The sequence below is a fragment of the uncultured Pseudoteredinibacter sp. genome, assembly GCF_947500695.1.
Lineage (GTDB): Bacteria > Pseudomonadota > Gammaproteobacteria > Pseudomonadales > Cellvibrionaceae > Pseudoteredinibacter.
Window position 1 is genome coordinate 42,810 of record NZ_CANMSS010000007.1, and the last position, 26,490, is coordinate 69,299.

A 26,490-nucleotide genomic window follows, 5' to 3' on the forward strand; every position below is an offset into this window, starting at 1 on the left:
ATATGGAACAAATACCCAGAGTGACTCACGATATATTTAGAGCTTCGTTAGAAAATAGCTTTCGGGGGTATGACCCTTTTGATGGCCTAAATAGCCGATTTTTTAATGTTGTTCCTTTCTTGAAACGGGGCATCTTTGGATTAGCTTGGATACAATTTCACAAACGCTCAATCGTCAATCTACGAAGATTATTACTGGTTCCTGAAAAGCGTAATCCTAAGGGTGTTGCTTTGTTTATATTGGGAATGTTGGAGCAATATAAACACTCAAGCGACCCTCAGCTGCTAAAGGAATGTGAATATTTGGCTGACTGGTTGCTTAGCCAAGTGAGTGATCCAGGAGAGTGGGGGCACGCTTGTTGGGGATATCATTTCGACTGGAATGCTAGAGCTTTCTTTGTACCTAGAGGAAAGCCGAATGTGATTACAACGATATACGTGGCGCAAGCATTATACCGTATAGGGACAGAGCTTAAAAGGCAAGAATATATCGATGCATCATTTGATGCGGCGAATTTTATTGTAAAGACTCTTTACGTTGAAGAAGGTGGTCGGAGATTTTTTGCTTATATTCCAGGAGAGGCAGCATTCGTACATAATGCTAGCCTCTGGGGATCTGCCTGGGTTGCATTTGTGGCAAATGAGACTGGAAATGAGAAATACAGTGCGCTAGCTCTTTCTGTAGCTAGACAATCTATTTCGGAACAGGCAAGCGATGGGTCTTGGGTTTATGGTAGCCGGCACCATCATCAATTTATAGATGGGTTTCATACAGGTTATAATCTTGAAGCTCTGGATATGTTGCGGACTAGTTTGGGTACATCGGAGTTTGACGGAGCAATTGCTAAAGGGTATGAGTACTACAAAGATCAGCTCTTCGAGAAAAATGGGCTGGCCAAATACTATAGCAATAACCCTTATCCTCTAGATATGCATTCTGTTTCTCAGGCAATAATTACGTTCATTAAAGTAGGTGGAGGAGCAAGCGACTATTCAATGGCTGAAAAGGTTATAAATTGGTCTATTAGTGAATTGTACATGTCGGACAAAAAAAGATTTGTCTACCAGAAGACTAAGCACTTTGTGAACAAAACTAACTATACCCGCTGGACTCAAGCTTGGGTTTATTACTCATTCTCATATTATTGTCGAAAATTGGCTGAGCAAAATGAAAAGGATTGAATTTTTAGGTTCCCAAATGGATGCTGGTAGCATGATGGAAACAGTCGAAACCATTGCGTGCCGCTTGAAGGATAATTTGTTTACGCAGCATGTGGTGGTAAATGTCGCAAAGCTAGTGAATATGCGCAAAGACTCTGAATTGGCTAGTTCTGTAACTGAGTGCGATATCATAAATATCGACGGGATGGGTGTTGTTTGGGGGGCTCGCTTTCTAGGACATGAGGTAAAAGAAAGAGTTGCGGGCGTTGATTTGTTTCTAGAATTGAATGTAATGGCGGAGCGGGAAGGGTATTCTGTCTTCTTTCTCGGCGCCCAGCAAGAAGTTGTTGAGAAGACAGCTTCTATAATGAATGCAAGGCATCCTAATTTAAAAGTTGCGGGCTTCCACCATGGTTACTTTTGGGATGACGAGGAGTCTTTGGTTAAAGCGGTAAAAGATTCTGGTGCAGATTTACTCTTTGTTGCTATTACCTCTCCAAAGAAGGAGAACTTTATTAATAAATGGCGTGAAGAGCTTGGTGTAAATTTAGTAATGGGTGTAGGCGGTACATTTGATGTGGTGGCTGGTAAAGTTAAAAGGGCGCCGATTTGGATGCAGCGGTCTGGTTTGGAGTGGCTCTTTAGGGTTTTCCAGGAGCCTAGACGTATGTGGAAGCGTTATCTTATGACTAATACTCAGTATGCTTGGTTGTTGATTAAGGAAAAGTTTAAGCGTTTGTAGTTTTAGTAGGCTGTGGTTGTAATTTAGTGCCTGGCGGCGAATTCTGTTGAGGCTTAAATATCTCGGCTTCGATGTGGGGTCAGAACCCTTGGATTCTGACCCCTTTTTTTGTTTTGGTTTAGTTTTTTATGAAATGATTTAGGGTGATGATTAGTTGTTGGTTTAAATCAGCGGTGTACTTTTGATGTTCTTCTTCTGTTTGATAGGTTTTTAGGTTTTCGTCTTTGTGGTGTAGGTAGGCCTGCGCTAGTAGTGTGGTTTCTATGCCTTGTTCGTCTGTTTCGCAGTATTCTTGCCATGTCTTTTCGTAGAGCTTTGTGCCTAATAAAAAACCTTGTGCCCAGTAGCTGGCGTCGTTTCTGGTGATAAAGGTGAGTGGCATAAATAGCTCATCTTCTTCTAAGCGTGTGCGTACATTGTGCCAGTGTTGGATCATTGTGGTGAAGAACTGTTGGATTTCATCGGTGCTGTAGAAGAGACCGCCTACTGGTAGGTCTCCGCCGCCCCATATTAGTTCTAGCCAGTCGGCGATGTCGTAATCTGTAGGGCTTAGGTGCAGGGCGGTGAAGTAACCGTCTAGTTGCTCTAGGTTTAGGGCACCTGGGATTTTTTGGAAGCGAGCGAGCTCTTGGGTTAGGACCTGTTGTTGGCTGTCGCTGGGGAGGTGGATGGTTTTTATGGGCATGGTTGGGCTTTTTGTTTGGTGGTGATTTTTTAAGCTTAGACTATGTGGTGGGGTTGTGAGTGGGGGGCGTTTGGATTGTGCAGGGGCTAGGGGTCAGAACCCTTGGGTTCTGACCCCAGTTCAGCTTTGGCGTTTAGATTGTGCATGAGTTTGGGGTCAGACCCTGTGAGGGTCTGACCCCGTTGGGTGGGGGGCTTTGCCGCTTTCGGTCTCGCTTTATACTTAGCGGCCTACGCCTTGGTAGGTGAAGCCTAGTTCTTGGAGGAATTCTTTATCGAATAGGTTGCGGCCGTCGATGATTAGTTGAGTATTCATCAATTCACTCATAGCCTGATAATCGGGGGATGAGTATTGGGGCCATTCGGTGAGTAATAGTAGGCCGTCACTGTTTTCTAGGGTTTGCATTTCATGTTGGCATAGTTGTAGTTGATTGCGGTATATATGCTGCTCGAAATGCTGCTGTATATTTTCCAGCGCCATTGGATCGTGCACTTGTACTGTGCAGCCTTGGTTTAATAGGGCATCGATAATTTTTAAGCTGGGTGCATTGCTTATGCTAGCGGTGCCGGGTTTAAAGGCTAGGCCCCAAATGCTGATGGTTTTGCCTTGTAGGTCACAATCGTAATGGCGCCACAGCTTTCTGAAGGGAAGCTCTTTTTGCTTTTCATTTTGCTCTAGCACTGTGCTTAGCAAACTGGAGTTTCTCGCTTCGCTTAAAGTGCCTGCTAGCCCTTCAATATATTGCGGAAAGTGTTCACCGCCAAAGCCGCAGCCTGGGTTTAAGTAATGCTGGCCAATACGTTCATCGCTGCCCATGGCTTCACGAATAATATCGATATCGACATCTAGCTCATCCGCTAAGTTTGCTAGGTCATTTATATAGGCTAGGCGCAGTGCCAACATGCCGGTGATAGCGAACTTGGTATATTCAGCTTCTTTGGCACTCATTATTAGCCAGTTGTTTAGGTTTTGGCTAAAGGGGCGGTATAAGGCGCGAATATGCATTAGCGCCCAATCGTGCTGGCAGCCTATGATCAGATGATCCGGTTGTTTAAAATTTTTAAGTGCGCTACCAGCAGGCAGTTGATCGGGAATATATGCCATAATTTGCTGCTGGCCTTTAAACTGTTCCTGCAGCTTGTCACTGGCGCCAATACCAAAGTTACTGGTGTTGATGAGCACCAGTTGGCGGCTTTCATCAATGGCTAATAGTTCACATAGAGAGTTGGCCAGGTCAATTTGCTTAGGTAAAAAAGCAAGTAGATGCAGTATGGCTTCGCTGGCATTGCCACTGTCGCTAAATTGTAGGCGGCCACTATTTTCTTGTTCTTCAAATTGCTTAATTAAGCCTGGCTCTTCTTTTACGTTTGCAGGCGCATCTTTGCTGCTGCTTTTGCGAGTGTTTTCACTACCGCCTTTATAATGCGGCACAAACAAAACCTCGTTACCCATTTCGGCAAAACAGGCGGCCGCTGTCCAAGCGATTAATTCATTACCCCAAATGGCTATTTTCATAATATATAAAAAGTAAGATGTGAGAGGTGAGGCGGTAGATGTGAGTGCCTAGTTTGAGGGAAGTACAAGGCTCTTCAGTTTGCCTTCGTCTTACATCTCACATCTTGCATCTAGCTCTTTATCTACTTATCTCCATTAATTGTTTTGATTAAGCCAGCGGTAGAGGCATCAAGTGTTTCTAGGTTTTCACCGTCGAGTTGCCCGAGCAGATTGGTGGCAACCTGTTTGCCAAGTTCTACACCCCATTGATCGAAGGGGTTGATCCCCCAAATAACCGATTGCACAAATACTTTATGTTCGTACATGGCGATCAATTGGCCAAAAGTGAATGGGCTGAGCTCATTCAGCATGATGGTGGTGCAAGGCTGGTTGCCCTGGTACCGCTTATGGGCAGGTGCGGTATGGGCATCCTCAAGTACGCTATCGCCCAAGGCTAAAATGCGGCTTTGGGCAAAGCAGTTGGCTAGGTTTAATTGATGTTGGTGACGTAGCTCTTGGCTGGCATCTGGGCCGTAGCGCTTAGCGGCTACGATAAAATCACACATCACGGCTTCAGTGCCTTGGTGCAGCAATTGATAAAAAGCGTGCTGTGCATTGGTGCCAATTTCGCCCCATAAAATAGGACAGGTATTATAATCGACGGTTTCGCCTTGGCGGTTTACGCTTTTGCCATTGCTTTCCATCTCTAGCTGCTCTAAATAAGCTGGCAAGTTTTTTAAGCGGCCGTCATATGGCAATATGGCATGGGCGCCTATATTTAAAAAATTAATATTCCAGATGCCGGTTAATGCGAGTAAAACAGGAATATTTTCTTTTAATGGCGTTAGGCGAAAGTGTTCATCCATATTGTGAGCACCGGCCAGCATATCTTTAAAGGTGCTCATGCCTAGCTTTAAGGCGATAAGTAAGCCAATGGCCGACCACATGGAGTAGCGTCCGCCAGTCCACTCCCAAAACTCTAGTTGGTTTTGTTTGGGGATGCCCCAATCCAGCATTTTCTCTGGCTTAGACGAAACCCCAATAAAGTGCCTAGCTACTAAAGCAGTATCGCTACAATTGGCATGTTTACATAGCCACTCTTTTGCGGTGGCGGCATTGGCCATGGTATCGATAGTGGTAAAACTTTTAGAGGCGATTACAAACAATGTGCGGGCAGGGTTAAGCACCTTTAGTAGGTCCGCCAGCTGGCTGCCATCCATAGAGCTTACAAAGTGCACATCAATAGCGGCTTGCTGTGCAAGCTGGCTGCTGTCATCGCGGGCGGGAGTTTCGGCAAGTGCGTTGCAAGCCATCAGTGGCCCAAGATCTGAACCGCCCACGCCAATATTCACAACGGTATTGATTGCTTCGCCGCTAAAGCCGCGCCACTGACCGGTATGAATATGATTAACCAGCTCTTCCATGCGCTTTAAATTTTCTTGCACATCGATACTGATATTGTGCCCATCTAAAAAGCATTCGCGCCCCTCGGGTAAGCGTAATGCTGTATGCAGTGCTGGGCGGTTTTCGGTGTGGTTGACTTCGGCACCTGCAAAGAGTTTATCTATCCAATTGGGCAGCTCGCTTTCTTCGGCTAATGCAATCAGCTGATCAATAGTCTCTTGCTGATAATGTTGTTTGGAAAAATCCACCAATAGTGCCCCAAGACGAAAGCTCAGCTGGCTGAAACGCTCGGGATTTTCGCTAAACAACTGGTGAATGGGCTGCAAACGCTGGTTTTCTGCCAGAGCTTGCAAGGCCTGCCAATGAGGGCCTGCGCTAATAGTATTCATAGTTTTTATTTGTAATTAGTTCGCAAGGGCTGTGCCGTTTTAAATTATGTTGGCTAATAGAGCGCGTAAACTGTCTTTAGTTTCCGGGTGCTCTAAGCCATAAACAATATTGGCTTCTAAAAAGCCGGCCTTATTGCCGCAGTCGTAGCTTTTGCTATGCATGGTATAGGCCATTAGCTTACCGCCTTCGGCTATAAGGTTGGCCATGGCATCAGTAAGCTGTATTTCGTTGCCAGCGCCAGGTTGGGTGTCTACTAATAGCTCCATTACGCGCGCCGGTAAAATATAGCGGCCATTAATGCTGAGATTAGAAGGGGCATCGGCAGGCTTTGGTTTTTCTACCATGCCTATAATGTCGGCGCACTCACCAGCCGCTGGCGATTCGCCATTGCAATCAACAATGCCATAGCGCTCTACCTTATCTTCTGGCACGGCTTCCACCATGATTTGACCACAGCCGTGAGCTTTATAGGCGGCGACCATTTGGCTTAAATCAGCCTCTTGCTTGACAGGGGTAGGGATAAGCATATCCGGCAAAATCACCGCAAAATCCTCATCGCCAATCAACGGTGCTGCACATAGCACGGCATGCCCTAGGCCAAGGGCTTTTGCTTGGCGCACGCTGCTAATATTTACACCTGCAGGCAAGGTACTTTGCACGCTCTCTAAAATGGCATCTTTGTTTTTGCGGGCAAGCTCAGCTTCCAGCTCATAGTGCACATCAAAGTGATCTTCAATGGCGCTTTTGCCACTACGGCTCACCAAAATAATATCGGTAAATCCTGCCGCTGCCGCTTCTTCCACCACATGCTGAATCACTGGTTTATCAACAACGGGCAGCATTTCTTTGGGGATTGCCTTGCTGGCGGGTAGCACACGGGTGCCTAAACCGGCCACTGGAATAATCACTTTACGTAATGGTTTTGAGATCACTAAAGAGGTACTACTTTGCATTTGAAAGACCCTTAAATATCCATATTTGATTTACGCGAATAACAGCAGCCCTTGCATTCTTCGCCCAACTGAGTTGGCGTTCACCCTAGCCAGCTCAAACCCTTGCGTTCAAACATTTAGGGTTGGCTCTTAAGACGCGCGTCTTATTTTTATGATGTGCATTCCTATCTGGTTGGCACTTGCATCCAGCACACGGTAGTAGTCTAACATGTCTATTTTATGTCGCCCAAGCAAAGACTTTCGAGTTATTGCCTTATCGTTGTTATATATCTGACATGGTGGCTTGCTAAGCTTATTTTTTGTGCAAACAAAGATCTCGCATTGCATGTAGTTGATGGGGCAGCGTTAGTCAAATAATTGGCGCGCAAATCGTTTAATTGGTGAAATGTTATGCTTTTTGGCGCTAGCGGCATTAGAAATACCCCAAAAGTGTGATAAAGTCTGCCCCCAAACTACGAACTAAGTCCTTTTAGTTGTGCTTAAGTAGTCATCCTGATTTATTGAGCTCGTGGTGTTTTTATAACGACAAATAAACAAATGGGTCTGTTTCGGTCATTGTGGCGTAGCCGGTAGAGAGCGCAATGGCGGGTTTAGGGAGCAAAAAGGAAGGACATAATCATGGAGGACGTCATGACGACGCGTACCGGCTGTATTGGCCATAAGGCTAAGCTGATCTTAGGAAAAAAGAGCGTTCAGCTCGCCACACTGCCCTTAGCTATTGCAATGGCGCTGCCGGTTAATGCACTGGAGCCTGCCGCTGTAGATATGGGGCCTTTTCGGCTTGTACCTACCTTAGGTATAAGCAATGGTTACGATAGCAACCTTTTCTTAACAGACGGCAACGAGAAGGAATCCTGGGTAACTATTATTAACCCTCAAGTGCAGTTTATTGCTGAAAATGGCAATGACAGCTACTCCATCACCTATGGTGTAAATCACGGTATCGTGCAAGATAGCCGAGATGATGATTACACCGATCATTCCTTGCGTGGTGATATCAATCTAGAGCTAAATAGCCGTAACTATCTTGATGTTAGTGCTGCTTTTACCAAGAATCACGAGCCACGTGGTACCGGTGCCAACCAAGGTAACGATGCAACATCTAACCCGGTGCCAGCAGAGTATGACGAGCGCACTTTTGATGTGGCGTATACCTACGGCGGTAAAGAAGCCGATGGCCGCCTAAAAGTTGCGGCTGGTTTTTTGGATAAAGAGTACACCAACTTTTTGGATCAAAATGCAGCCCGTGATCGCAAGAACAATTATGTCGCCGGTACTTTCTATTATCGCGTAGCGCCTAAAACTCAAGCTATTTTTGAGATTAAGCGTAAAAAGATCGATTACGATCTAACAACTTCGCCATTGGATAGCACTGAAACGTTTTACCTAGTGGGTGCGACTTGGGAAGCAACAGCACAAACAACAGGTACCGTTAAAGTCGGTTTGGCTGAGAAGGATTTCGACTCCAATCTTCAAGATGATGATAACGTTAGCTGGGAAGTAAGTGTGGATTGGGCTCCGATTGAGCGTTCTGTGTTTACATTGGCAACCTCAAAACTACCAGAAGAAACCGATGGTACAGGATCTTATATTGATCGCACCAGCTTGAGTGTGAGCTGGATGCATAACTGGAGTGATCGCTTCAGTACTCGCTTAACGGCTGGCCGTCGTGATGGTGAATACATTGGCAATGCCCGAGAAGACGAAGAAGATACTTGGGGTATTAGCTTAATGTATAACATGCGTCGCTGGTTAGATTTAAGCTTGAACTATGATTACAGTGATCGTAGCTCCAATATTTCAGGTTTAGATTACGATAAAAATACGATTTATTTGCGAGCGGATGTTTCTTTATAAGAGCTGAGCGCTTTCATAAAGTTAATTTGCTTGGGTTTTTGAATATCAGTGGGCGGCTTTTATTGTCGCCCACTTTTGTTTCTAAATTTTTGGCTGTGTATCATTTTTAAATCTGGTGCGCCTGCCAAACGGTAGTTTTACTTGGGTGTTCCTGTGTCATAATGTGGCTCTATGCGCCAGTGCCGAATATTTGATGTTTGGCCAGTGGCAACTAGTGTGCAGTCGCTATGGCAATTCAAGGATAGAGGTGTATTGTGGTTGAGCGTATTTCTTCGCAGCTGTGGTTTCTGCAGCGTCAATTTAATGTTTCTTTTCTGTTTTTATTCTTAGTTTGCTTTGCTATTGCCCCACAAATTAGTGCTCAAGAGGCAGGCCTGTCCGATTACCGTTTAGGTTCGGGTGATCTAATGAGTATTCAGGTTTTTGGTGAAGACGATTTAAGCCTTGAAACTCGCTTAAGTGATGCGGGTACCATCTCTTACCCGTTTGTAGGTGAAATTAAAGTTAAGGGTCTTACCACTGGTGAGTTAAGCGAATACATCACTACACAATTAAAAGACGGTTACTTGATAAACCCTAGTGTAAATGTGTCTGTTGTGGAGTATCGCCAGTTTTTTATTAATGGCGAAGTAGAAGAGCCGGGCGGTTTTGCCTTTTTGCCAGGCTTAACACTGCAAAAAGCCGTAGCTCTAGCGGGTGGCTTTACTGAGCGTGCATCCAAAAGCAAAATTACGATTACTCGCGAAAAAGCCGATGGCACAAGCAGTGTTTATAAGGGCGAGTTAAGCAGTAAAATTTTGCCCGGCGATATTATCGATATAGAACAGAGCTTTTTCTAACAATAAAAGCAAGGCGAAGCACAAGGTGTGCAGTGGCACTAGCAAAAACGGAATAATTTTATGAACCCTCCTGCTCATAATTCACATGTACCCACAGCGGTGCATGCCTCACCGATGGCACTAAATCAGCCTGCTATGGGGGCTGCATATGATGAAGAGGTGATCGACCTTCGTCAGTATTGGCGCACGTTGATGCGTTATCGCTGGGGGATAGTGGGTTTCTCATTTGTGGTGACAGTACTTACTGTGCTGGTTTTGTTCTCTATGAAGCCTGTCTATAAGGCTACAGCAACCCTGTTAATTGAAAATCAAAATGCCAATGTGGTTTCTATTGAAGAGGTCTATGGTCTAGAAAGTACCAACCAAGAATATTTCTTAACACAGTTTGAAATTCTAAAAAGTCGAAGCTTGGCCGAGAAAGTGATTCTTAAATTAAACTTGCAATCGCACCCTGAGTTTCAAGAAGAAGAGGGGTTTGATTGGAAGGGGCTGTTGCCCTTTGAGTTGCCAGGTAAGGCGGAAGAGTTATCTGAAAGCGCTCGCTTTAATCGTTTTGTAGATGGCTTTATAGAGCGAGTAGCCATCTCGCCAGTGCGTAAAACCCAGTTGGCCAAAGTTTCTTTTGAGGCCAATGATGCTCAATTAGCAGCCGATGTGGCAAATGAATTGGGCATGGCCTATATAGAAAGTGGCCTTGAGGCAAAGTTGGAAGTTACCGTGCAGGCTTCGTCCTGGCTGAATGATCGTATGGGTAATATTAAGGCTGAGCTAAACGCGTCAGAGTTGGCCTTGCAGCAATATAAAGATAAAGAAGGTCTTGTAGGTAAGCAGGGCGGCACGGATATCGCGAATAAAGAAGTCGATTTGGTCGCAGATAAATTGGTTGATGCCCGCAAAGAGCGCTTGGCCTTAGAGGGTGTGTATCAGCAGATACGCACAGTTGGTAGCAACAATAGTGAGGGCTTGCAGCGTATTTCTGGCGTTCTACGTGATAAGTCTGTGCAAAACTATAAAGAATCGCTGTTAGAGGTAGAGCTAAAGCGTTCTGAGTTAGCAAAGCGCTATGGTTATAAGCACCCCAAAATGATTGCTGTAGAATCGGAGGTTTTAAGAGCTAAAGCGGCTTTAGATGCGCAGGTGGTTTCTGTAGCCAAAGGTATTGAATCAGATTATCGTGCAGCCGTGGCTAGCGAGCGTAGTTTAGATAATGCACTGGCAGGAACAAAAGGCAATTTGCAAAGCTTAAGTCGCAAGCGTTTTAAATTGCGCGAGTTAGAGCAAAACGTAGAAACCAAGCGCGCTATTTACAATACCTTTTTACAGCGTATTAATGAAACCAGTGCAACGGGTGACTTGAATACGGCTAATGCTCGTATTGTAGATCCGGCGGTTGTTCCTGTTTTACCCGCTAAACCAAAGAAAGGCTTGATTGCCGTATTGGCTATGGTGGTGAGCGGTATGTTTGCGGTGATGTGTGCTTTCTTGCTGGAAGCCCTAAATAACACTATCAAAACAACGGAAGATATTGAACAGAAATTACAAAGCACCATGTTGGGCTTACTGCCGCTTATTAAGTCTAAGGGCAAAGACAAAGCCATCAAGAGTTATCGTGCTTTTGTTGAGGGTGAGGATATAGGCTTTGGTGAAGCTGTGCGAACAATACGTACAGGTATTGTATTGTCCTCTTTGGATTCGCCAGAAAAAACAATTTCTGTAACCTCTACAGTACCTTCAGAAGGTAAAACATCGACATCCATCAGCCTTGCCTGCGCATTATCGCAAATGGAAAACACCTTATTGATCGATGCCGATATGCGCCGCCCATCCATTGGTAAAGTATTGGGCTTAGATCGTGCCAAGCCAGGCTTGTCTGCACTCGTAGCTGGTACGGCTGATCTCAGTGACTGTATTCAGCGTTATGAAGAAGGCGATGTGGATGTGATGCTGGCCGGTATGATTCCACCGAATCCTTTAGAGTTGTTATCCTCAAGACGTTTTGCTCAGGCTTTGAAAGTACTTGAGGATAAATACGATCGTATCGTTATTGATTTGCCGCCGTGTCAGGCGGTGAGTGATGCTTTGGCGATTGCGCCTTTGGTGGGTGCGATGGTTTATGTAGTAAAAGCTGATTCTACCTCGGCAACCCAAGTAAAAGCTGGCTTAAAGCGTTTGCGCGATATTAATGCGCCGCTGGTTGGCGTAATTTTGAATCAAGTAGATTTGGATAAAACTTCACGTTATTACGGCTCCGATTATTATGCGGGCTATTATGATAGTTACGGCTACGCAGCAGAAACGGCTAAGGCCAATAAAAACCAAAAAGAAGAGCAGAAAATTCGGGCGGCATGATTGATTTACACTGCCATATTTTACCGGGCATCGATGACGGTGCCCGCGATCTTGAAGATGCCTTAGCGCTATGCAAAATGGCGGCAGCTGATGGCATTCGCCATATGACCGCCACTCCTCATATTCACCCAGGCCGCTGGGAAAATACTCGCCAATCTATTCAGCCTGTTTTTGAGCATTTGCAATCTCAGTTAGTGGCAGAAAATATTCCCTTGAGTTTAGCCATGGCGGGTGAGGTGCGTTTGTCAGCTGAGGTGTTAGCCTTGTTTGCTAACCAAGCCTTACCGTATTTGGGTGAATGGGAAGGTAAGCAGGTAATGTTGCTGGAGTTGCCCCACGGTAATGTGCCGCCGGGGAGCGATAAGTTAGCCAAGTGGCTGATTGATCGGGGGGTGTTGCCGATGATTGCGCACCCAGAGAGGAACAAAGGCATAGCAGCGGATATTAGCCGCTTGTATCCGTTTTTAGAAATGGGGTGTTTGTTGCAGTTAACCGCAATGAGTATTTGTGATCGCTTTGGTGATTATGCGTACGAGACAGCACATACTATTCTAGAACAAGGGTGGGCGACGATTGTTGCGAGTGATGCTCATAATTGTGAGTCGCGACCGCCGATTTTATCGGAAGCGTTTGCTGCGGTGGCTGAGCGTTATGGGGATGAGATGGCAGAGCAGTTGTTTGTCGCAAACCCGGGAAGAATTGCAGGCCTAAGCGGCTAGCGACCAAGGCCGGCTCCGATACCGGGGTCAGATCCCAAGGGATCTGACCCCATGTTAAGGCACGATGTTTTTGATTTAGGTGATCTTTTAGGTGTTGCCGTTTATTGCTTGGGTAGTTGCGATTTAAACCCCGGCTCCGATATCGGGGTCAGATCCCAAGGGATCTGACCCCTTGTTAGGGCACGGTGTATTTGGTTTAGATGATCTTTTAGGTGTTGCCGTTTATTGCTTGGGTAGTTGCGGTTTAGATCCCGGCTCCGATGTCGGGGTCAGATCCCAGGGGATCTGACCCCAGGTTGTGGCCCCTTTGTTTAGTTTGGTTTTGGTGTTTTTTAATGGGCGATTTTTCAGCTAGTACAGCATCAAATTTTAATAAGCATTGGCTTTGGTTTGTGCCAATGGTGCTTATTATTCTTGTGGTTATCATTTTTGCCTTTCGTTTCGCTATGGCAGATGCGGCTTCATACCCTGCACGCTACGCATCTGATCGTTGGTTTAAAGAAGATCGCTTGCCCACCAAAGAAGAACTAGATAAAGCTTTAGAAGAAGCCGAAAGTGCTCGCAGCTGGAATCCTTATCACGCCGAATACCACGATTTAAAAGCCTACTTTTTATGGCTAGCTATTTTGAAAGAACAACGAGAGCCGCAATCAGAAAGCCAAGCACGTATTAACTCTCTTGCTCAGCAGGCAATAGACTTACATAAAACCGCCATCGAGCTGCGCCCGCGATGGCCTTATAGTTGGTCTGGTATTGCCTTGATGAAAGCTTATCAACAGAAGTTTGATCAAGAGTTCGAACAAGCGCTGCTGCAAGCTGCGCGCTTTGGGCCTTGGGAGAATACAGTGAATATTCAGCTCGCTTTGGTAGGGCAGATTGTTTGGCCAGAGTTGCAAAGCCGGGGTCAGAACCCAGAGGGTTCTGACCCCAGTATCGAAGCCAAAAAACTCAAAGCAACCATCATAGAAAACTACAATCGCGGCATTCGTCGTAATGCAAAGGTTATTGCTAGAAACTTAAAACAAAGCCCGCATCGCTATTCTATTTGTGCTCATCTTTCTAGGGAATTTAAGCAGTATAAAACTGTGTGCGGGTGAGTGAGCATCTCGGCTTCGAAGCCGGGGTCAGACCCCATGGGGTCTGACCCCTAGTGCCGCAATTCTATGTAAAAAGAAGGGGGCAGAACCCTAGGGTTCTGACCCCGGTTGTGCCCGGCAGGGTCTAGAAGTGTGCTACTACTTTTACGTGCTTATGCTTGTGTGGTTGTTTTACCAATACATAGTCATGGTGCTTCTTGCTGTATCGGTAATAGTGGCCATTCACTATGTGATAGTGTTTTTTATTGACTACCACCACCTTTGCTTTTCCTGGCAAGACTTTAAGCCTTGCGCCATGTGGGGTTGCAACTACGGTGTAGTGATCATCAACAAATCGATAAAACAAACCGCTTGCTACAAAATAACTTAGGCCATTCCAAGTGAATTTATGGTGAGCCTTAGGCAAGTGGTGGTGATGGTGCGCCTTGTGTTTATGCACCGTAACGGTTTTGGCTTTATGGGCGATACTCTGCTGGCTTAGGCCGAGGCTTAGCGCAAAGGCAGATGCTACAACGGCTAGTTTAGCTTTGGATGATGGCTTCATGGGGCTATCTCCTGTTGTTTTAGTCATGGTCTACCTTAAGGGGGGATTGTGGAGTGAGTGTGTAGGAATTGTGGAAAGGGGTTGTGGTGGGTAGATCTCGGCTCCGAGCCGGGGTCAGGTCCCGTGGGACCTGACCCCTTTGTTTGTGTGGGGTCAGATCCCTAGGGATCTGACCCCGGTTCTGGGCGGATCTTTATAAGCTTATGCCTCTTTATTCCTAGGCCGTTTCGGGGGAAAATAGCGCCCCTGATAATAGGGCGCCCAGGCCCACACAAGCCAATAGCTAAACAGTCTTAGATAGGATGCAGCACTAGCCATGATTTTGATGATCGATAATTACGATTCATTTACCTATAACATTGTTCAATATTTGGGCGAGTTAAAGGCGGATGTGAAGGTGCTGCGCAATGATGAGGTGGATATTGCGGGTATCGAAGCGCTAAACCCCGAGAAAATCGTTATCTCACCGGGCCCTTGTACCCCTAACGAAGCGGGCGTATCTATGCCGGTTATCGAGCACTTTCAGGGTAAATTGCCGATTTTAGGCATTTGCTTAGGGCATCAGAGCATCGGTCAGGTCTTTGGTGGCGATGTTGTCCGTGCAGCCCAAGTGATGCACGGCAAAACCTCTCCCATCTATCACAACGATTCTGGCGTATTTAAAGGCTTGGCCAACCCTTTTGAAGCCACTCGCTATCACTCTTTAGTGGTTGATAAAAACACCTTGCCTGATTGCTTAGAGATCACAGCCTGGACTCAAAGCGAAGATGGTAGTGTTGATGAAATTATGGGTTTGCGCCATAAAACCTTAGATATCGAAGGTGTGCAGTTCCACCCTGAATCCATCCTAAGTGATCATGGCCATGATCTACTGAATAATTTTTTACAGGCCTAAGCGGGAGCCAAGCAATGGATATTCAAGAAGCGCTAGGCACGATTATTCAGCGCCAAGATTTAACGACCGAGCAAATGGCTGCCGTGATGAAACAAATCATGACGGGCCAAGCTACTGAAGCACAAATTGGTGGCTTTTTAGTGGCACTGCGCATGAAAAGCGAAAGTTTAGATGAGATCACAGGTGCCGTACAGGTAATGCGCGAGCTGGCCAGTGAAGTGACGGTAAACGCCGAAAACCTAGTCGACATCGTTGGCACGGGTGGCGATGGCGCTAACCTATTTAATGTCTCTTCGGCCTCTAGTTTTGTTGTAGCTGCCGCAGGCGCTCATGTAGCCAAGCATGGTAACCGCAGTGTTTCGAGCTCTTCCGGTAGCGCCGATGTTATCGAGGCGGCCGGTATTCGATTGGATATCAGCCCAGAGCAAGTGGCTCGCTGTGCCGAGCAAGTGGGAGTGGGCTTTATGTTTGCCCCGGCTCACCATGGCGCCATGAAATACGCTATTGGCCCTCGCAAGCAACTAGCCCAGCGAACTATTTTTAATATTCTTGGCCCAATGACAAACCCTGCTGGGGTTAAGCGTTTGGTGATTGGTGTGTTTAATGGGGATTTATGTCGCCATATGGCCGAGGTGCTAAAACGCTTTGGCGCTGAGCATGTCATGGTGGTGCACGCCAAAGATGGTTTGGATGAAATCTCCCTAGCGACTGCAACAAATGTCGCCGAGTTAAAAAATGGCGAGATTAGCGAATATGAAATTAAGCCAGAAGATTTCAACATTGATAGCCAGAGCTTAATTGGTTTGGGGGTGGAAACCGCTGAGGAATCTTTAGCTCTAATTCGCGATGCCCTAGGCAAGCGCAAAGGTAAGTACGCCCAAAAAGCGGCGGACATTATAGCTTTAAATGCGGGTGCAGCTATTTATGTAAGTGGCGTGGCGGACACTTTGGCTGAAGGCATTGCCCGAGCCCAAGATACGATTGCTAGCGGCCTAGCGAAAGAAAAAATTGCCGAGTTGGCAGAATTTACCCGTTGCATGGATTAATCATCTGAGCATCCTAGCAACAAGAAGAGTATGTAATTGTGAGCAGCTTTAAAAAGACCAATACCGTTTTAGATAAAATTTTAGCCCGCAAGTTAGAAGAGATTGCCGAGCGTCGCCCAAAAGTCAGCATGAATGATTTGCGTAGCATGTCGGAAGATCAAGGCCCTGCAAGAGGTTTTGTAAAATCGATCGAAACTAAAATTGATGCTGGCCAAGCGGCGGTCATTGCTGAGATTAAAAAGGCCTCGCCAAGTAAAGGCATTATTCGTGAAGATTTCTTCCCAGCGGATATTGCACGCAGCTATGAGAAGGGCGGAGCGGCCTGTTTATCGGTATTGACCGATGCGGATTTCTTTCAAGGCCATGAGGAGTTTTTGAAAGAAGCACGCAGTGCCTCTAAGTTGCCAGTTATTCGCAAAGACTTTTTAATCGATGAATATCAGATTCAAGAAGCGCGTGCGATTGGTGCAGATTGTGTATTGTTAATTGTTGCAGCCTTGGATGCTTATCAGCTGCAAGATTTGAATGCCCAGGCCTTAGAGTTGGGCATGGATGTATTGGTGGAAGTACACAATCGCGAAGAGCTTGAATTGGCGATGGATTTACCGAATAAGTTGATCGGTATTAATAATCGCAACTTGCATACCTTTGATGTGTCTTTAGAGAACACCTTCGCGCTATTGGATGTAATTCCTGATGATCGTGTTGTGATTACTGAAAGTGGTATTGCGACTATCGATGATGTAGCGGCATTGCGTGGGCATAATGTGAATGGTTTCTTGGTAGGTGAGACCTTTATGCGGGCCGATGATCCGGGTTTGAAATTGATGGAGATGTTTCATTAATTTGAAGTGGGGTCAGATCCCACGGGATCTGACCCCAGGTGCCTGCACGATGTAGGTGGTATTGTTTTGCTTTGGCGAAGCCCCTTTCTTGCAGTTCTTTTAGGTAGTCGATCTAATTCAACATCCCGGCTCCGAAATGGGGTCAGATCCCGCGGGATCTGACCCCGGATGCCTGCACGATGTAGGTGGTATTGCTTTGCTTTGGCGAAGCCCCTTTCTTGCAGTTCTTTTAGGTAGTCGATCTAATTCAATATCCCGGCTCCGAAGTGGGGTCAGATCCCACGGGATCTGACCCCGAGTGCCTGTGCGGTGTGGGTGGTATTGATTTGCTTTGGCGAAGCCCCTTTCTTGCAGTTCTTTTAGGTAGTCGATCTAATTCAATATCCCGGCTCCGAAGTGGGGTCAGATCCCATGGGATCTGACCCCGATTACCGGCACGATGTGGGTGATATTGCATTGTCTTGGCGAAGTCTCACGCTCGTTGTTCATTAATAAATTGTCACTTTACGCAAAGAATACTTCCATTGTGTTTTGCCAGAATAATCATGTGCAGGGTGCTCAGCCCTGATTTTATTGTCATGATGGAGGCTGGAATGAATATCAAATCTATTATTAAAACTGCCCGTCCTATTAAGCTACTCGCCATCTTAGCAGGTGTTTCAGTGGCTCATTGGGCCTATGCAGCTGAAGCAAATCTAAAGGTATCTGAGGCGCTGCAGAAGGCCGAGAAGTTGGCCGAAGGGCCTGTGTTATCCGTAATGCTAGAAAAACGGAAAGACACGGCGGTATATCTAGTGGAATACTTAAACCAAGGCATGCCAAGCTATATGGAGCTGGATGCCAAAACGGGCAAGCAACCTAATACCAGTAAAAAGGTCCAATCCAAAGTTAAACCTCAGTTAGCAAAAGCCCTAAAAGTAGCGTCTAAACAGTTGGAAGGCGATATTGAATCGGTTGAATTTGATATGGAAACTGGCGACTATCTGCTGGGTGTTGAGCTAGAACATGGCTATCAACGTATCGTCCTTGATGGCGAAAGTTTCAAGGTGAAAGCCCTAGATCGCAGCTTTAGGCATTTTGGCAAGCAAATGAGTATTCTAGGTGGCGATGATATCGATATCGAGGTGTTCACCAGTGGTGATGACTTTCCCTTTATTGGCATGGCCGATATGCAAGAGCTGCATTCAATACCTGGGGATATTCATAAAGAGCTGCGCAAAGAGTTGGCTTTTATATGTGAGCAAGCTGAAGACAAAGCTCCGGCTGCTGATCCGGCGAGTTAATTTTATCATCACAGAATAAAAGGTTAGGCCTGTGAAACTGTTATTAGTTGAAGACAATCAAGAGCAAGCTCAGTTCATCTGTAAAGGCATGGAAGAAGCCGGGCATTGTATTGACTGGGCGCGAGATGGTCGTGAAGGTTTTCAGTTAGCTACACAGTCACAGGCTGATTACCAGTTAATTATTAGTGATCGCCTTATGCCTGAAATGGATGGCCTGCAGATGCTAAAAGCACTAAGAGCCATCGAGGTTAATACTCCTGTCCTTATCTTGAGTGCGCTCGATAGTGTTGACGAGCGAGTAAAAGGTTTGCGATCAGGTGGCGATGATTACTTGGTTAAGCCTTTTGCCTTTAGTGAATTGTTGGCTAGATCTGAAATCTTAGCGGCACGCGCGGCGCCTGTTGCCGCTGCTGCGGATAGTTTACTAACAATGGCCGATCTAGAGCTAAACCGCATGAGCCGAAAAGCGAGCCGGGCAGGGCAGGCCATTGAGCTGAATACTCGAGAGTTTCATATCCTAGAGTACTTTCTACAAAACCCGGGTCGAGTCATCACTCGTACCATGTTGCTAGAACAGGTGTGGGGGCATAACTTTGATCCGCAAACCAATGTGATAGATGTGCATATCAGTCGCCTGCGTAAAAAAGTTGATCTGCCAGATCTGCCATCCTTGCTGCACACTGTACGAGGTGCGGGCTACAAAATGGAGGCGCCTGCATGAGGTGGCGTGATCCGTTTAGTGGCCTACTTTGGATTTATGGCGCAGTAGCTTTTGTTTTTTTATTGCTGGCTTTTCTAATGGCCGATTGGCTGGGGGCTTGGTATGTGCGAGATACCACCAGTTTCGCCTTGGAAACGAAAATGGAAAGCCTTGAAGCTCAAATTATCGAGCAGCAAGAACTGCTGAGCCAGGGTGAGGTTTTAGAGCTGGAGAAGCTACTGAGAAAGGAATTCGAAAAAAGCGGCCCTTACCAGTTTATTATTTCCATGAATGGAGACTTGATCACCAGCTTTGAAGAAATTCCTCCAGATTTCCCTTCGGCTATTCCTTTTCCTGAAGGATTGATGGACTTTAGTACCTTTCATGATGGCAAAGAGGTGAACTTTACTTCTCTCACGACTCCATTGGAGCAGTTTAATGCTGAAGTTACCGTTGCTTTAGATCCTTCTATTTTAAGTTCGGATCATAATTGGCCGGCCATTCTTTTTACGATTATGGTCTCGGTGTTAGGCCTGGGGCTTTCTTTAAGTTGGTATCTTCAAAACCGTATCAAAGCACGCTTGATGGATATTAATACCACCACGGCAGCCATCGTAAATAGCGGAGATCTTAGTCGTCGAGTTAAAGACAGTAATTTAAGCGGGCCCTTAGCCGTAACGGTAGATAATATTAATCATATGCTGTCGGATGTGGAAACCGCTATGCACTCGACCCGGCAGCAGGCCAACAATATCGCTCATGACTTACGTACCCCCTTAACAGCTGCTTATAATCAACTGCAAACGGCTGCGAAACGCTATCCAGAGCTGGAGCACAGTGAAAAGTTGCTGGCAAATTTGCAAAATACGTTTGGCCTTTTACTGCAGATTAATCGCTTAGAGAATCGCAGTGAGCTTTCAGCGCTAGATGATATGGACCCTTACCCTTGTGTGGTCGATTCTATCGAATTATACGAGCCAGTATTTCAGGAGAAAAATCAGGTTTTGCAGTGGAAGGTAGCTGATAACCTTGAATCAAAACCTGAAGGTTTAGGTTTGGTAAAAGCTGATCATGCTTTGTTGATGCAGTCGGTTTGTAACCTTTTAGATAATGCTAGTAAGTACGGTGCTACTGGTGAAGTGATTGAGCTTTGTATAAAACCCTCGGATAAATATTTGTGTATTGAGTGTTCAAACTCGGTAGAGATGGGTTTTACTGGCGGTGGAATAGTTGCCACTGAGGCGATAGAAGAAAAAGCCTTTGAGCGTTTTTATCGTGGTGATCAGAGTCGTACTGAAGAAGGTAATGGTTTGGGCTTGAGCTTTGTGAAAGCTGCTGTGCAGGCGATGGGGGGCGAGGCTAGTTTGAAGTTGGAAAGCGGGAAGTTTGTGGTTTCTATTTGCTTATTGCGTAGCGTTTAAATCTCGGCCTCGATGTGGGGTCAGATCCCAAGGGATCTGACCCCGGGTAGGAGGTGCGATGTTTGGTTTAGGCGATTTATTTACGGTTTTAAATTCTTGCTTGCGAAGTGACTTGAACAGAGCAGGGTTTTTTGAGTGTTTAGAAGGCCGTTCTTTTGCTGGAGGGCGTTGGAAGGGACGTCGGCTTCGACTAGGGTCAGAACCCTTGGGTTCTGACCCTGATTTAGATATCAGCGGGTATTAAATACCACCATGGTTTTGCCTTTTACGGAAACCAAACCTTGGTCTTCTAAAGTTTTTAATACGCGGCCAACCATCTCGCGAGAGCAGCCTACAATGCGGCCAATTTCTTGGCGAGTGATTTTAATCTGCATGCCGTCCGGGTGAGTCATGGCATCCGGCTCTTGGCTCAAATCCAAAAGGGTGCGGGCAACGCGGCCGGTAACATCTAAGAAAGCGAGATCGCCTACTTTACGAGTGGTATTACGCAAGCGCTTAGCCATTTGACGGCCAAGGGCGTAAATAAACTCTGGATGATTTTCAGAAATTTCGCGAAACTTCGTGTAGCTAATTTCAGCAACTTCGCATTCTGTTTTCGCGCGAACCCATGCGCTACGAGCATCGTTGTCTTCAAACAAGCCCATCTCACCGATAAAGTCACCTTCGTTAAGGTAGGCAACAATCATTTCGCGGCCTTCATCGTCTTCAATAACGACGGTAGCTGAGCCTCTAATAATGTAATACAGGGAGTCACTATTATCGCCCGCGTAGATCAAGGTACTTTTCGCAGGGTACCGGCGTCTGTGGCAATAGCTTAAAAATTCTTCCACATGTTCAATATGCGGGGTTAATGGAACGTTATTCAATGTTGACTCCTGGCATCTACGCTTCTGCGTCTGACCCGTTACTGCATCCATCGCAACTCTGCTGATCCGTTCAGCGCCTGTGCCACCAAGCTTGAATACTACAGGTTCTGCAGGCGCGTTTTCGACCGGGCCTTTATAGTTCTAAATTAAAGGTTTTTTGTTTTTTTTATTCCACGGTACAAATCCCAACTACCGTGGCGAAATTAGACAGCGATTATGGCGTTATTACTCCCCTGAATCCATACTTTAAGTTGTTTACTTGGCAAATATCCGATGAATTGTGACTTGTCACATGTTCAAGTTGTGATAGCTGCACGAGTAAAATGGCTACGCCTCGTTGTATACGCTGTGACGTATATCGCCAAACGCGCTGTCGGTGCTAGTAAACCTCATCGTTGCTGAATATTTGCCCAATGAAAAAGCGTTCGCTGCATAAGGATATAGAGACATAGCCTAAAGGAATGGAAAAAGCACCTAGGTGCTTATGGTAACCTTAAGCTTTTGTTTGTCTGAGGAATATCATGAAAGCACAAGTGAAATGGGGCGGAAATGTAAATTTTGTAGCCACGACAGGAACAGGGCACACCATCCAAATGGATGGGCCAGAGGAAAAAGGCGGACAAAACTTAGGCGCACGCCCAATGGAGCTTATGTTAGTGGCTGTTGGCGGTTGCTCCAGCTATGACGTGGTAGGGATATTGCAGAAATCTCGCCAGGATGTGGAAGACTGTGAGGTGTTTGTAGAAGGCGAGCGTGCCGATGCTGTGCCGGCGGTTTATACCAAAATTCATTTGAAGTTTGTGGTGAGTGGAAGAAAACTGAAGGAAAGCCAAGTGAAGAAGGCAGTTGAGTTGTCTGCGGAAAAGTATTGCTCGGCTTCGATTATGTTAACGAATGGGGGCGTTGAGTTGACCCATTCTTATGAGATTGTTGAGCTTGGGGAGTAGGCTCTAACATCCCGGCTCCGATGTGGGGTCAGAACCCATGGGTTCTGACCCCGAGTGTTGGCACTTTGTGTTTGGTATGGTGGTTTTGGGTCGAAACCGAGTTTCTTTACTTCGAGGATTGGTGTCTTAGACTGAAAGATCGCGGCTTCGATGTGGGGTCAGAACCCAAGGGTTCTGACCCCGGGTGTTGGCACTTTGTGTTTGATATAGTGGTTTTGGATCGAAACTGCGTTTCTTTACTTCGAGGATTGGTATCTTAGACTGTAAGGTCGCGGCTCCGATGTGGGGTCAGATCCCAAGGGTTCTGACCCCGAGGTTAGATGCGGTAGCTGGTTTTGGTCATGGCCTTGGACATTAGGCTCATGGCTTGTTTGACGGGGCCGGGGAAGCGAATTCCACCAGCCTCTAGTGCGGCGTGAGAGTGCTTAGCTTCATCTTCCAGCATTTGCTCAACGATCGCGCGACTTTTGCTGTCTTGCGCTGGCAGTACTTCTAAATGCTCTTCTAAATGCGCACATACCTGATCTTCAATAGCGGATACAAAGCCTAAACTCACTTTGTCGCTAATTAAGCCCGCGGTTGCCCCCATGCTGAATGATAGGCCGTACCACATTGGGTTAAACAAGCTGGTGTGGCTGCCCAGTTGGCGGGTACGCTCTTCACACCAGGCTAGATGATCAATTTCTTCGTCGGCGGCGTGTTCCATCTCTTCGCGCACGGCAGGTAGCTTGGCGGTAAGCGCCTGACCTTGATATAGAGCCTGCGCCATTACTTCACCAGTATGGTTTACTCGCATTAAGCCTGCAGCATGTTTGCGCTCGGAATCGCTCATCTCGGCTTCATCTTGCCCGATGGCGGGAGATGGGCGGCTATGGGCTTGGGTGTCGGGGCTTAGGGTGCGCAGGGCGCGATCGGCTTGGCCGATCAGCTGATCTACTAAGCTATGGCGGCGTAGGCTGCTCATAAGTTGCTCGCTACTGGCTTTTAAAAACACCATTCTACTGTATCCTGAAGCAGAGATAAAAACTATCAGCAGTTATACTTTCGCTCGTCTAATGGTTGTGTATGTTTAGGAAGCAAACAAATGAATGAAGATCTAAAAGCCGTATTTGATAGTCGCCCGCCGTTGGTGGTGCTAGAAAGCTATGATGAGAAAACCGCTTTGGATCAAATATTAGAGCAATCGCGAGCCAGGCGGCAGTCGGTGTATCGCTGGTCGGTAACCGATGGCCTCGCGCGCTTAACGTTTGGCCCGCAGCTCAATATGAGCTCGGATACTGCCGAGCCAGAAAAGGTATTGGAGCATATTAAAGCGTCCACTAAACCTGGTTTGTTTGTACTGTGCGATTTCCACCCTTTCTTTAGCGAAACCCCTAAGATTATTCGCCTATTAAAAGATATCGTCTTGAATCATGCGGCGGTTGCGCACTGCCTTGTCTTTCTCAGTCACAAAATTGAGCTGCCGCCTGAACTGGTTCGCTACAGCGCAAGAGTAGAGTTAATTCCACCGAATGATGAAGAAGTTATGAACATTGTTCGCGAGGAAGCCAGCAAGTGGGCAGCAGAGCAAAGTGCGGATCGTGTTAAGGCCGATCAAAAAGCTTTAGAGATGCTGGTGGCCAATGTGCGTGGCCTGGGGCATCAAGAAATTCGCCGCTTGGTGCGTGGTGCTATTGCTGATGATGGTGCGATCACCGAAGAAGATATTCCGATATTGAATCGCGCTAAGTTTGCCTTGATGGATATGGAAGGCGTGCTGAGCTTTGAATATCGAACGGCTAAGTTTGCTCAAGTGGGTGGCCTGGATAATTTAAAATTGTGGCTCAAGCAGCGTCAACAAGCCTTTTTAAAAACCGGCAGCAAAGATGCTAAAGATACGCCTAAAGGTATGTTGATGTTAGGTGTACAAGGTGGCGGTAAAAGTTTGGCGGCCAAGGCTGTTGCGGGCATGTGGGATTTGCCGCTGCTGCGCTTGGATATGGGGGCACTGTATAACAAATACTTTGGAGAGACCGAGCGTAATCTGCGTGAATCATTAGCGCTGGCAGACAATATGAGTCCCTGCGTATTGTGGTTAGATGAGATTGAAAAAGGTTTGGCGCAAGGTGGTGAGGATCACGGGACTTCTAAGCGAGTACTGGGCACTTTACTCACCTGGATGTCGGAGCGCGATAAGCCTGTTTTTATTGTTGCGACCAGTAATGATATTAGTGCGCTGCCGGCTGAGCTGGTGCGCAAAGGGCGCTTTGATGAAATCTTTTTTGTCGATTTACCTGGACCGCAAGCACGTCAGAAAATTTTTGAAATTCATCTGGCTAAACGTGGTTATAAAACCGATATGGACTGGGCCGAATTGCTGCGAGCGACCGAAGGTTTTACCGGCGCTGAAATCGAGCAGGCGATTATTGCCGCTGGTTATAGTGCAGGGGCTGATAAGCACGATGTAACGAGCTTGTCTTCTGAGCAGTTATTGGCTGAGATTTCTGTGAGTGTACCGCTATCGCAGACTATGTCTGAGCAGGTAGGAGCGTTGAGAAGCTGGGCGAAAGATAGAGCGGTGCCAGCGTAAGGCGGGGTCAGAACCCAAGGGTTCTGACCCCATGTGCAGGCACGATTTGAGTGGTTTTGCCTTGCTTTGGAAGAATTGCTTTGTGTCTTTGGAATGCTGCCGCGTTGATTGGTGCGGATGTTTGCAGAGTGATGAATTCTTTTGGGGCAGGGGCTTGATCGATAGCTCGGCTTCGAAGCGGGGTCAGAACCCAGGGGCTCTGACCCCATGTGTTGGTACGATCTGAATGGTGTTGCTTTGCTTTGGAAGAATTGCTTTGTGTTTTTGAAGCGCTGCCGTGTTGATTGGGGTGAGTGTTTATAGAATGGGAAATTCTATTGGTGCGTTGGCTTGATCGGTAGTTCGGCTTCGAAGAGTGGGGTCAGAACCCTTGGGTTCTGACCCCTTTTGGTTTGGGCTTAGCTTTGCTCGCGGGCGATGGCTCGGTAGCCGATGTCGTTGCGGTAGAAGCTGCCTTCCCAGCTGATGGTTTTCACGAGCTTGTAAGCTTCGGCTTGGGCTTCGCTTACGCTATTACCTAAAGCGGTTGCACAAAGTACGCGGCCGCCAGCAGTAACGACTTTGCCATCTTTCATGGCAGTGCCTGCATGGAAAACTTTGGCGATATCGCTGGTATTGTTTTCTAAGCCGTGAATCTCATCACCTTTGTTGTAGCTCGCTGGGTAACCACCGGCTGCGAGTACAACGCCCATGGCGGCGCGGCTATCCCAATCGGCGCTGGTCTGATCCAGTTTTTTATCTAGCGCAGCATTACACAGCTCGACCAAATCAGATTGCAAGCGAATCATAATTGGTTGGGTTTCAGGATCACCAAAGCGGCAGTTATATTCAATAACTTTTGGTTGGCCTTCAGCGTTGATCATCAAGCCGGCGTATAAGAAACCGGTGTAGTCATTGCCTTCTTTAGCCATGCCTTCTACGGTAGGAACAATCACTTGCTCCATAATGCGATCGTGAATTTCGCTGGTTACAACAGGAGCCGGAGAGTAAGCACCCATGCCGCCAGTGTTCGGGCCGGTATCACCATCGCCTACACGTTTGTGATCTTGGCTGGTCGCCATTGGCAAAATATTTTTGCCATCTACTATGACGATAAAGCTAGCTTCTTCGCCGTCTAGGAATTCTTCGATCACTACACGGCAACCCGCATCACCGAATGCATTACCGGATAGCATATCTTTTACCGCGTCTTCGGCTTGCTCAAGAGTTTCAGCAACAATGACGCCTTTACCAGCCGCAAGGCCATCGGCCTTAACAACAATCGGCGCACCTTTTTCACGCAAGTAAGCCAAAGCAGGCTCTACTTCAGTGAAGTTTTGGTATTCGGCGGTAGGAATATCGTGACGTGCTAAGAAGTCTTTCGTGAAAGCTTTAGAGCCTTCTAGTTGCGCAGCACCTTGGCTTGGGCCAAAGCAGCGTAGGCCACGCTCAGCGAAGTAATCGACAACGCCATCTACCAATGGGGCTTCAGGGCCAACGATGGTTAAGCCAACATTATTTTGCTCGGCAAAATCCGCTAACTCTTTAAAATCACCAACGCCGATAGCGATGTTTTCTAATTTGTCTTCCAGCTCTGTGCCAGCATTACCCGGTGCAACAAAAACTTTTTCAACATCAGCGCTTTGCGCCGCTTTCCAGGCCAAGGCATGCTCGCGCCCACCTGAACCGATCACCAATATATTCAT

The 26,490-nt window shown here is 46.7% G+C and carries 23 protein-coding genes; 15 read left to right on the top strand and 8 right to left on the bottom strand.

Annotated elements, in window-relative coordinates; genetic code table 11:
- Positions 1-2 precede the first annotated feature (2 nt).
- The gene (locus Q1A08_RS13340; RefSeq protein ID WP_299773703.1) at positions 3-1,181 is read left to right on the top strand and encodes a hypothetical protein; all 1,179 of its coding nucleotides are present in this window, start codon (positions 3-5) and stop codon (positions 1,179-1,181) included.
- Positions 1,168-1,902, top strand: a complete 735-nt coding sequence (locus Q1A08_RS13345; RefSeq protein ID WP_299773705.1) for a WecB/TagA/CpsF family glycosyltransferase — start codon at positions 1,168-1,170, stop codon at positions 1,900-1,902. The genes Q1A08_RS13340 and Q1A08_RS13345 overlap by 14 nt, the downstream gene beginning before the upstream one ends.
- 118 nt (positions 1,903-2,020) lie before the next feature.
- Here Q1A08_RS13345 and Q1A08_RS13350 read toward each other — a convergent pair whose 3' ends face one another.
- The 4 genes from Q1A08_RS13350 to galU all read right to left on the bottom strand — a co-directional run bounded on the left by Q1A08_RS13350 (position 2,021) and on the right by galU (position 6,828).
- Positions 2,021-2,587, bottom strand: coding sequence for a UPF0149 family protein (locus Q1A08_RS13350; protein ID WP_299773707.1), 567 nt, complete (start codon positions 2,585-2,587; stop codon positions 2,021-2,023).
- A 222-nt stretch (positions 2,588-2,809) separates the two neighbouring features.
- Positions 2,810-4,102 carry a nucleotide sugar dehydrogenase gene (locus Q1A08_RS13355; protein ID WP_299773709.1) on the bottom strand — a complete coding sequence of 431 codons (1,293 nt, stop codon included), beginning with the start codon at positions 4,100-4,102 and terminating at the stop codon, positions 2,810-2,812.
- Between the two features lie 122 nt (positions 4,103-4,224).
- Entirely contained in the window at positions 4,225-5,874 is a 1,650-nt protein-coding gene (pgi, locus tag Q1A08_RS13360; RefSeq protein ID WP_299773711.1) for a glucose-6-phosphate isomerase, read from the bottom strand.
- Between the two features lie 39 nt (positions 5,875-5,913).
- Positions 5,914-6,828: a UTP--glucose-1-phosphate uridylyltransferase GalU gene (gene galU, locus Q1A08_RS13365; RefSeq protein ID WP_299773712.1), complete on the bottom strand. Its 915-nt coding sequence runs from the start codon at positions 6,826-6,828 to the stop codon at positions 5,914-5,916.
- A gap of 630 nt (positions 6,829-7,458) precedes the next feature.
- On the opposite strand from galU, the gene Q1A08_RS13370 reads away from it, so the two are divergent.
- From Q1A08_RS13370 to Q1A08_RS13390, 5 genes are all read left to right on the top strand, one after another.
- Entirely contained in the window at positions 7,459-8,685 is a 1,227-nt protein-coding gene (locus tag Q1A08_RS13370) for an outer membrane beta-barrel protein (protein ID WP_299773714.1), read from the top strand.
- A 254-nt stretch (positions 8,686-8,939) separates the two neighbouring features.
- Complete coding sequence (locus Q1A08_RS13375; protein ID WP_299773716.1) at positions 8,940-9,524, top strand: polysaccharide biosynthesis/export family protein; 585 nt, start codon at positions 8,940-8,942, stop codon at positions 9,522-9,524.
- A 60-nt stretch (positions 9,525-9,584) separates the two neighbouring features.
- Entirely contained in the window at positions 9,585-11,873 is a 2,289-nt protein-coding gene (locus tag Q1A08_RS13380) for a polysaccharide biosynthesis tyrosine autokinase (RefSeq protein ID WP_299773718.1), read from the top strand.
- Complete coding sequence (locus Q1A08_RS13385; RefSeq protein WP_299773720.1) at positions 11,870-12,592, top strand: CpsB/CapC family capsule biosynthesis tyrosine phosphatase; 723 nt, start codon at positions 11,870-11,872, stop codon at positions 12,590-12,592. Before Q1A08_RS13380 ends, Q1A08_RS13385 begins: the two co-directional genes overlap by 4 nt.
- A 335-nt stretch (positions 12,593-12,927) precedes the next feature.
- Entirely contained in the window at positions 12,928-13,689 is a 762-nt protein-coding gene (locus tag Q1A08_RS13390; protein ID WP_299773722.1) for a hypothetical protein, read from the top strand.
- Positions 13,690-13,813: 124 nt separating this feature from the next.
- On the opposite strand, the gene Q1A08_RS13395 is transcribed toward Q1A08_RS13390, so the two are convergent.
- The gene (locus Q1A08_RS13395; protein ID WP_299773724.1) at positions 13,814-14,233 is read right to left on the bottom strand and encodes a DUF6515 family protein; all 420 of its coding nucleotides are present in this window, start codon (positions 14,231-14,233) and stop codon (positions 13,814-13,816) included.
- Between the two features lie 316 nt (positions 14,234-14,549).
- On the opposite strand from Q1A08_RS13395, the gene Q1A08_RS13400 reads away from it, so the two are divergent.
- The 6 genes from Q1A08_RS13400 to Q1A08_RS13425 all read left to right on the top strand — a co-directional run bounded on the left by Q1A08_RS13400 (position 14,550) and on the right by Q1A08_RS13425 (position 20,423).
- The gene (locus Q1A08_RS13400) at positions 14,550-15,128 is read left to right on the top strand and encodes an aminodeoxychorismate/anthranilate synthase component II (RefSeq protein ID WP_299773726.1); all 579 of its coding nucleotides are present in this window, start codon (positions 14,550-14,552) and stop codon (positions 15,126-15,128) included.
- Between the two features lie 14 nt (positions 15,129-15,142).
- A complete protein-coding gene (trpD, locus tag Q1A08_RS13405; protein ID WP_299773728.1) occupies positions 15,143-16,174 on the top strand; it encodes an anthranilate phosphoribosyltransferase in 1,032 nt (343 codons plus the stop codon).
- Positions 16,175-16,212: 38 nt separating this feature from the next.
- The gene (gene trpC, locus Q1A08_RS13410; protein ID WP_299773730.1) at positions 16,213-17,019 is read left to right on the top strand and encodes an indole-3-glycerol phosphate synthase TrpC; all 807 of its coding nucleotides are present in this window, start codon (positions 16,213-16,215) and stop codon (positions 17,017-17,019) included.
- Between the two features lie 593 nt (positions 17,020-17,612).
- A complete protein-coding gene (locus tag Q1A08_RS13415) occupies positions 17,613-18,302 on the top strand; it encodes a PepSY domain-containing protein (RefSeq protein WP_299773732.1) in 690 nt (229 codons plus the stop codon).
- A gap of 31 nt (positions 18,303-18,333) precedes the next feature.
- Positions 18,334-19,023: a response regulator transcription factor gene (locus tag Q1A08_RS13420; protein ID WP_299773734.1), complete on the top strand. Its 690-nt coding sequence runs from the start codon at positions 18,334-18,336 to the stop codon at positions 19,021-19,023.
- Positions 19,020-20,423, top strand: coding sequence for a HAMP domain-containing sensor histidine kinase (locus Q1A08_RS13425; protein WP_299773736.1), 1,404 nt, complete (start codon positions 19,020-19,022; stop codon positions 20,421-20,423). Before Q1A08_RS13420 ends, Q1A08_RS13425 begins: the two co-directional genes overlap by 4 nt.
- A 230-nt stretch (positions 20,424-20,653) precedes the next feature.
- On the opposite strand, the gene crp is transcribed toward Q1A08_RS13425, so the two are convergent.
- Positions 20,654-21,289 (bottom strand): cAMP-activated global transcriptional regulator CRP, encoded by a 636-nt coding sequence (gene crp, locus Q1A08_RS13430; RefSeq protein ID WP_299773739.1) that lies wholly within the window; start codon positions 21,287-21,289, stop codon positions 20,654-20,656.
- Between the two features lie 521 nt (positions 21,290-21,810).
- Between crp and Q1A08_RS13435 the strand changes: the two genes are divergently transcribed.
- A complete protein-coding gene (locus tag Q1A08_RS13435; RefSeq protein ID WP_299773741.1) occupies positions 21,811-22,236 on the top strand; it encodes an OsmC family protein in 426 nt (141 codons plus the stop codon).
- 316 nt (positions 22,237-22,552) lie between these two features.
- On the opposite strand, the gene coq7 is transcribed toward Q1A08_RS13435, so the two are convergent.
- Positions 22,553-23,200, bottom strand: a complete 648-nt coding sequence (gene coq7, locus Q1A08_RS13440; RefSeq protein WP_299774099.1) for a 2-polyprenyl-3-methyl-6-methoxy-1,4-benzoquinone monooxygenase — start codon at positions 23,198-23,200, stop codon at positions 22,553-22,555.
- Between the two features lie 120 nt (positions 23,201-23,320).
- Here coq7 and Q1A08_RS13445 point away from each other — a divergent pair, with 120 nt between their 5' ends.
- Positions 23,321-24,805, top strand: coding sequence for an AAA family ATPase (locus tag Q1A08_RS13445; RefSeq protein WP_299773743.1), 1,485 nt, complete (start codon positions 23,321-23,323; stop codon positions 24,803-24,805).
- Positions 24,806-25,203: 398 nt separating this feature from the next.
- On the opposite strand, the gene purD is transcribed toward Q1A08_RS13445, so the two are convergent.
- Complete coding sequence (gene purD, locus Q1A08_RS13450; protein WP_299773745.1) at positions 25,204-26,490, bottom strand: phosphoribosylamine--glycine ligase; 1,287 nt, start codon at positions 26,488-26,490, stop codon at positions 25,204-25,206.

Bases quoted from the DNA above. Each gene is read 5' to 3' on its own strand.
- Q1A08_RS13340 (WP_299773703.1), top strand. From the start codon at position 3: ATGGAACAAATACCCAGAGTGACTCACGATATATTTAGAGCTTCGTTA.
- Q1A08_RS13345 (WP_299773705.1), top strand. From the start codon at position 1,168: ATGAAAAGGATTGAATTTTTAGGTTCCCAAATGGATGCTGGTAGCATG.
- Q1A08_RS13350 (WP_299773707.1), bottom strand. From the start codon at position 2,587: ATGCCCATAAAAACCATCCACCTCCCCAGCGACAGCCAACAACAGGTC.
- Q1A08_RS13355 (WP_299773709.1), bottom strand. From the start codon at position 4,102: ATGAAAATAGCCATTTGGGGTAATGAATTAATCGCTTGGACAGCGGCC.
- pgi (WP_299773711.1), bottom strand. From the start codon at position 5,874: ATGAATACTATTAGCGCAGGCCCTCATTGGCAGGCCTTGCAAGCTCTG.
- galU (WP_299773712.1), bottom strand. From the start codon at position 6,828: ATGCAAAGTAGTACCTCTTTAGTGATCTCAAAACCATTACGTAAAGTG.
- Q1A08_RS13370 (WP_299773714.1), top strand. From the start codon at position 7,459: ATGACGACGCGTACCGGCTGTATTGGCCATAAGGCTAAGCTGATCTTA.
- Q1A08_RS13380 (WP_299773718.1), top strand. From the start codon at position 9,585: ATGAACCCTCCTGCTCATAATTCACATGTACCCACAGCGGTGCATGCC.
- Q1A08_RS13385 (WP_299773720.1), top strand. From the start codon at position 11,870: ATGATTGATTTACACTGCCATATTTTACCGGGCATCGATGACGGTGCC.
- Q1A08_RS13390 (WP_299773722.1), top strand. From the start codon at position 12,928: ATGGGCGATTTTTCAGCTAGTACAGCATCAAATTTTAATAAGCATTGG.
- Q1A08_RS13395 (WP_299773724.1), bottom strand. From the start codon at position 14,233: ATGAAGCCATCATCCAAAGCTAAACTAGCCGTTGTAGCATCTGCCTTT.
- Q1A08_RS13400 (WP_299773726.1), top strand. From the start codon at position 14,550: ATGATTTTGATGATCGATAATTACGATTCATTTACCTATAACATTGTT.
- trpD (WP_299773728.1), top strand. From the start codon at position 15,143: ATGGATATTCAAGAAGCGCTAGGCACGATTATTCAGCGCCAAGATTTA.
- Q1A08_RS13415 (WP_299773732.1), top strand. From the start codon at position 17,613: ATGAATATCAAATCTATTATTAAAACTGCCCGTCCTATTAAGCTACTC.
- Q1A08_RS13425 (WP_299773736.1), top strand. From the start codon at position 19,020: ATGAGGTGGCGTGATCCGTTTAGTGGCCTACTTTGGATTTATGGCGCA.
- Q1A08_RS13435 (WP_299773741.1), top strand. From the start codon at position 21,811: ATGAAAGCACAAGTGAAATGGGGCGGAAATGTAAATTTTGTAGCCACG.
- coq7 (WP_299774099.1), bottom strand. From the start codon at position 23,200: ATGAGCAGCCTACGCCGCCATAGCTTAGTAGATCAGCTGATCGGCCAA.
- Q1A08_RS13445 (WP_299773743.1), top strand. From the start codon at position 23,321: ATGAATGAAGATCTAAAAGCCGTATTTGATAGTCGCCCGCCGTTGGTG.
- purD (WP_299773745.1), bottom strand. From the start codon at position 26,490: ATGAATATATTGGTGATCGGTTCAGGTGGGCGCGAGCATGCCTTGGCC.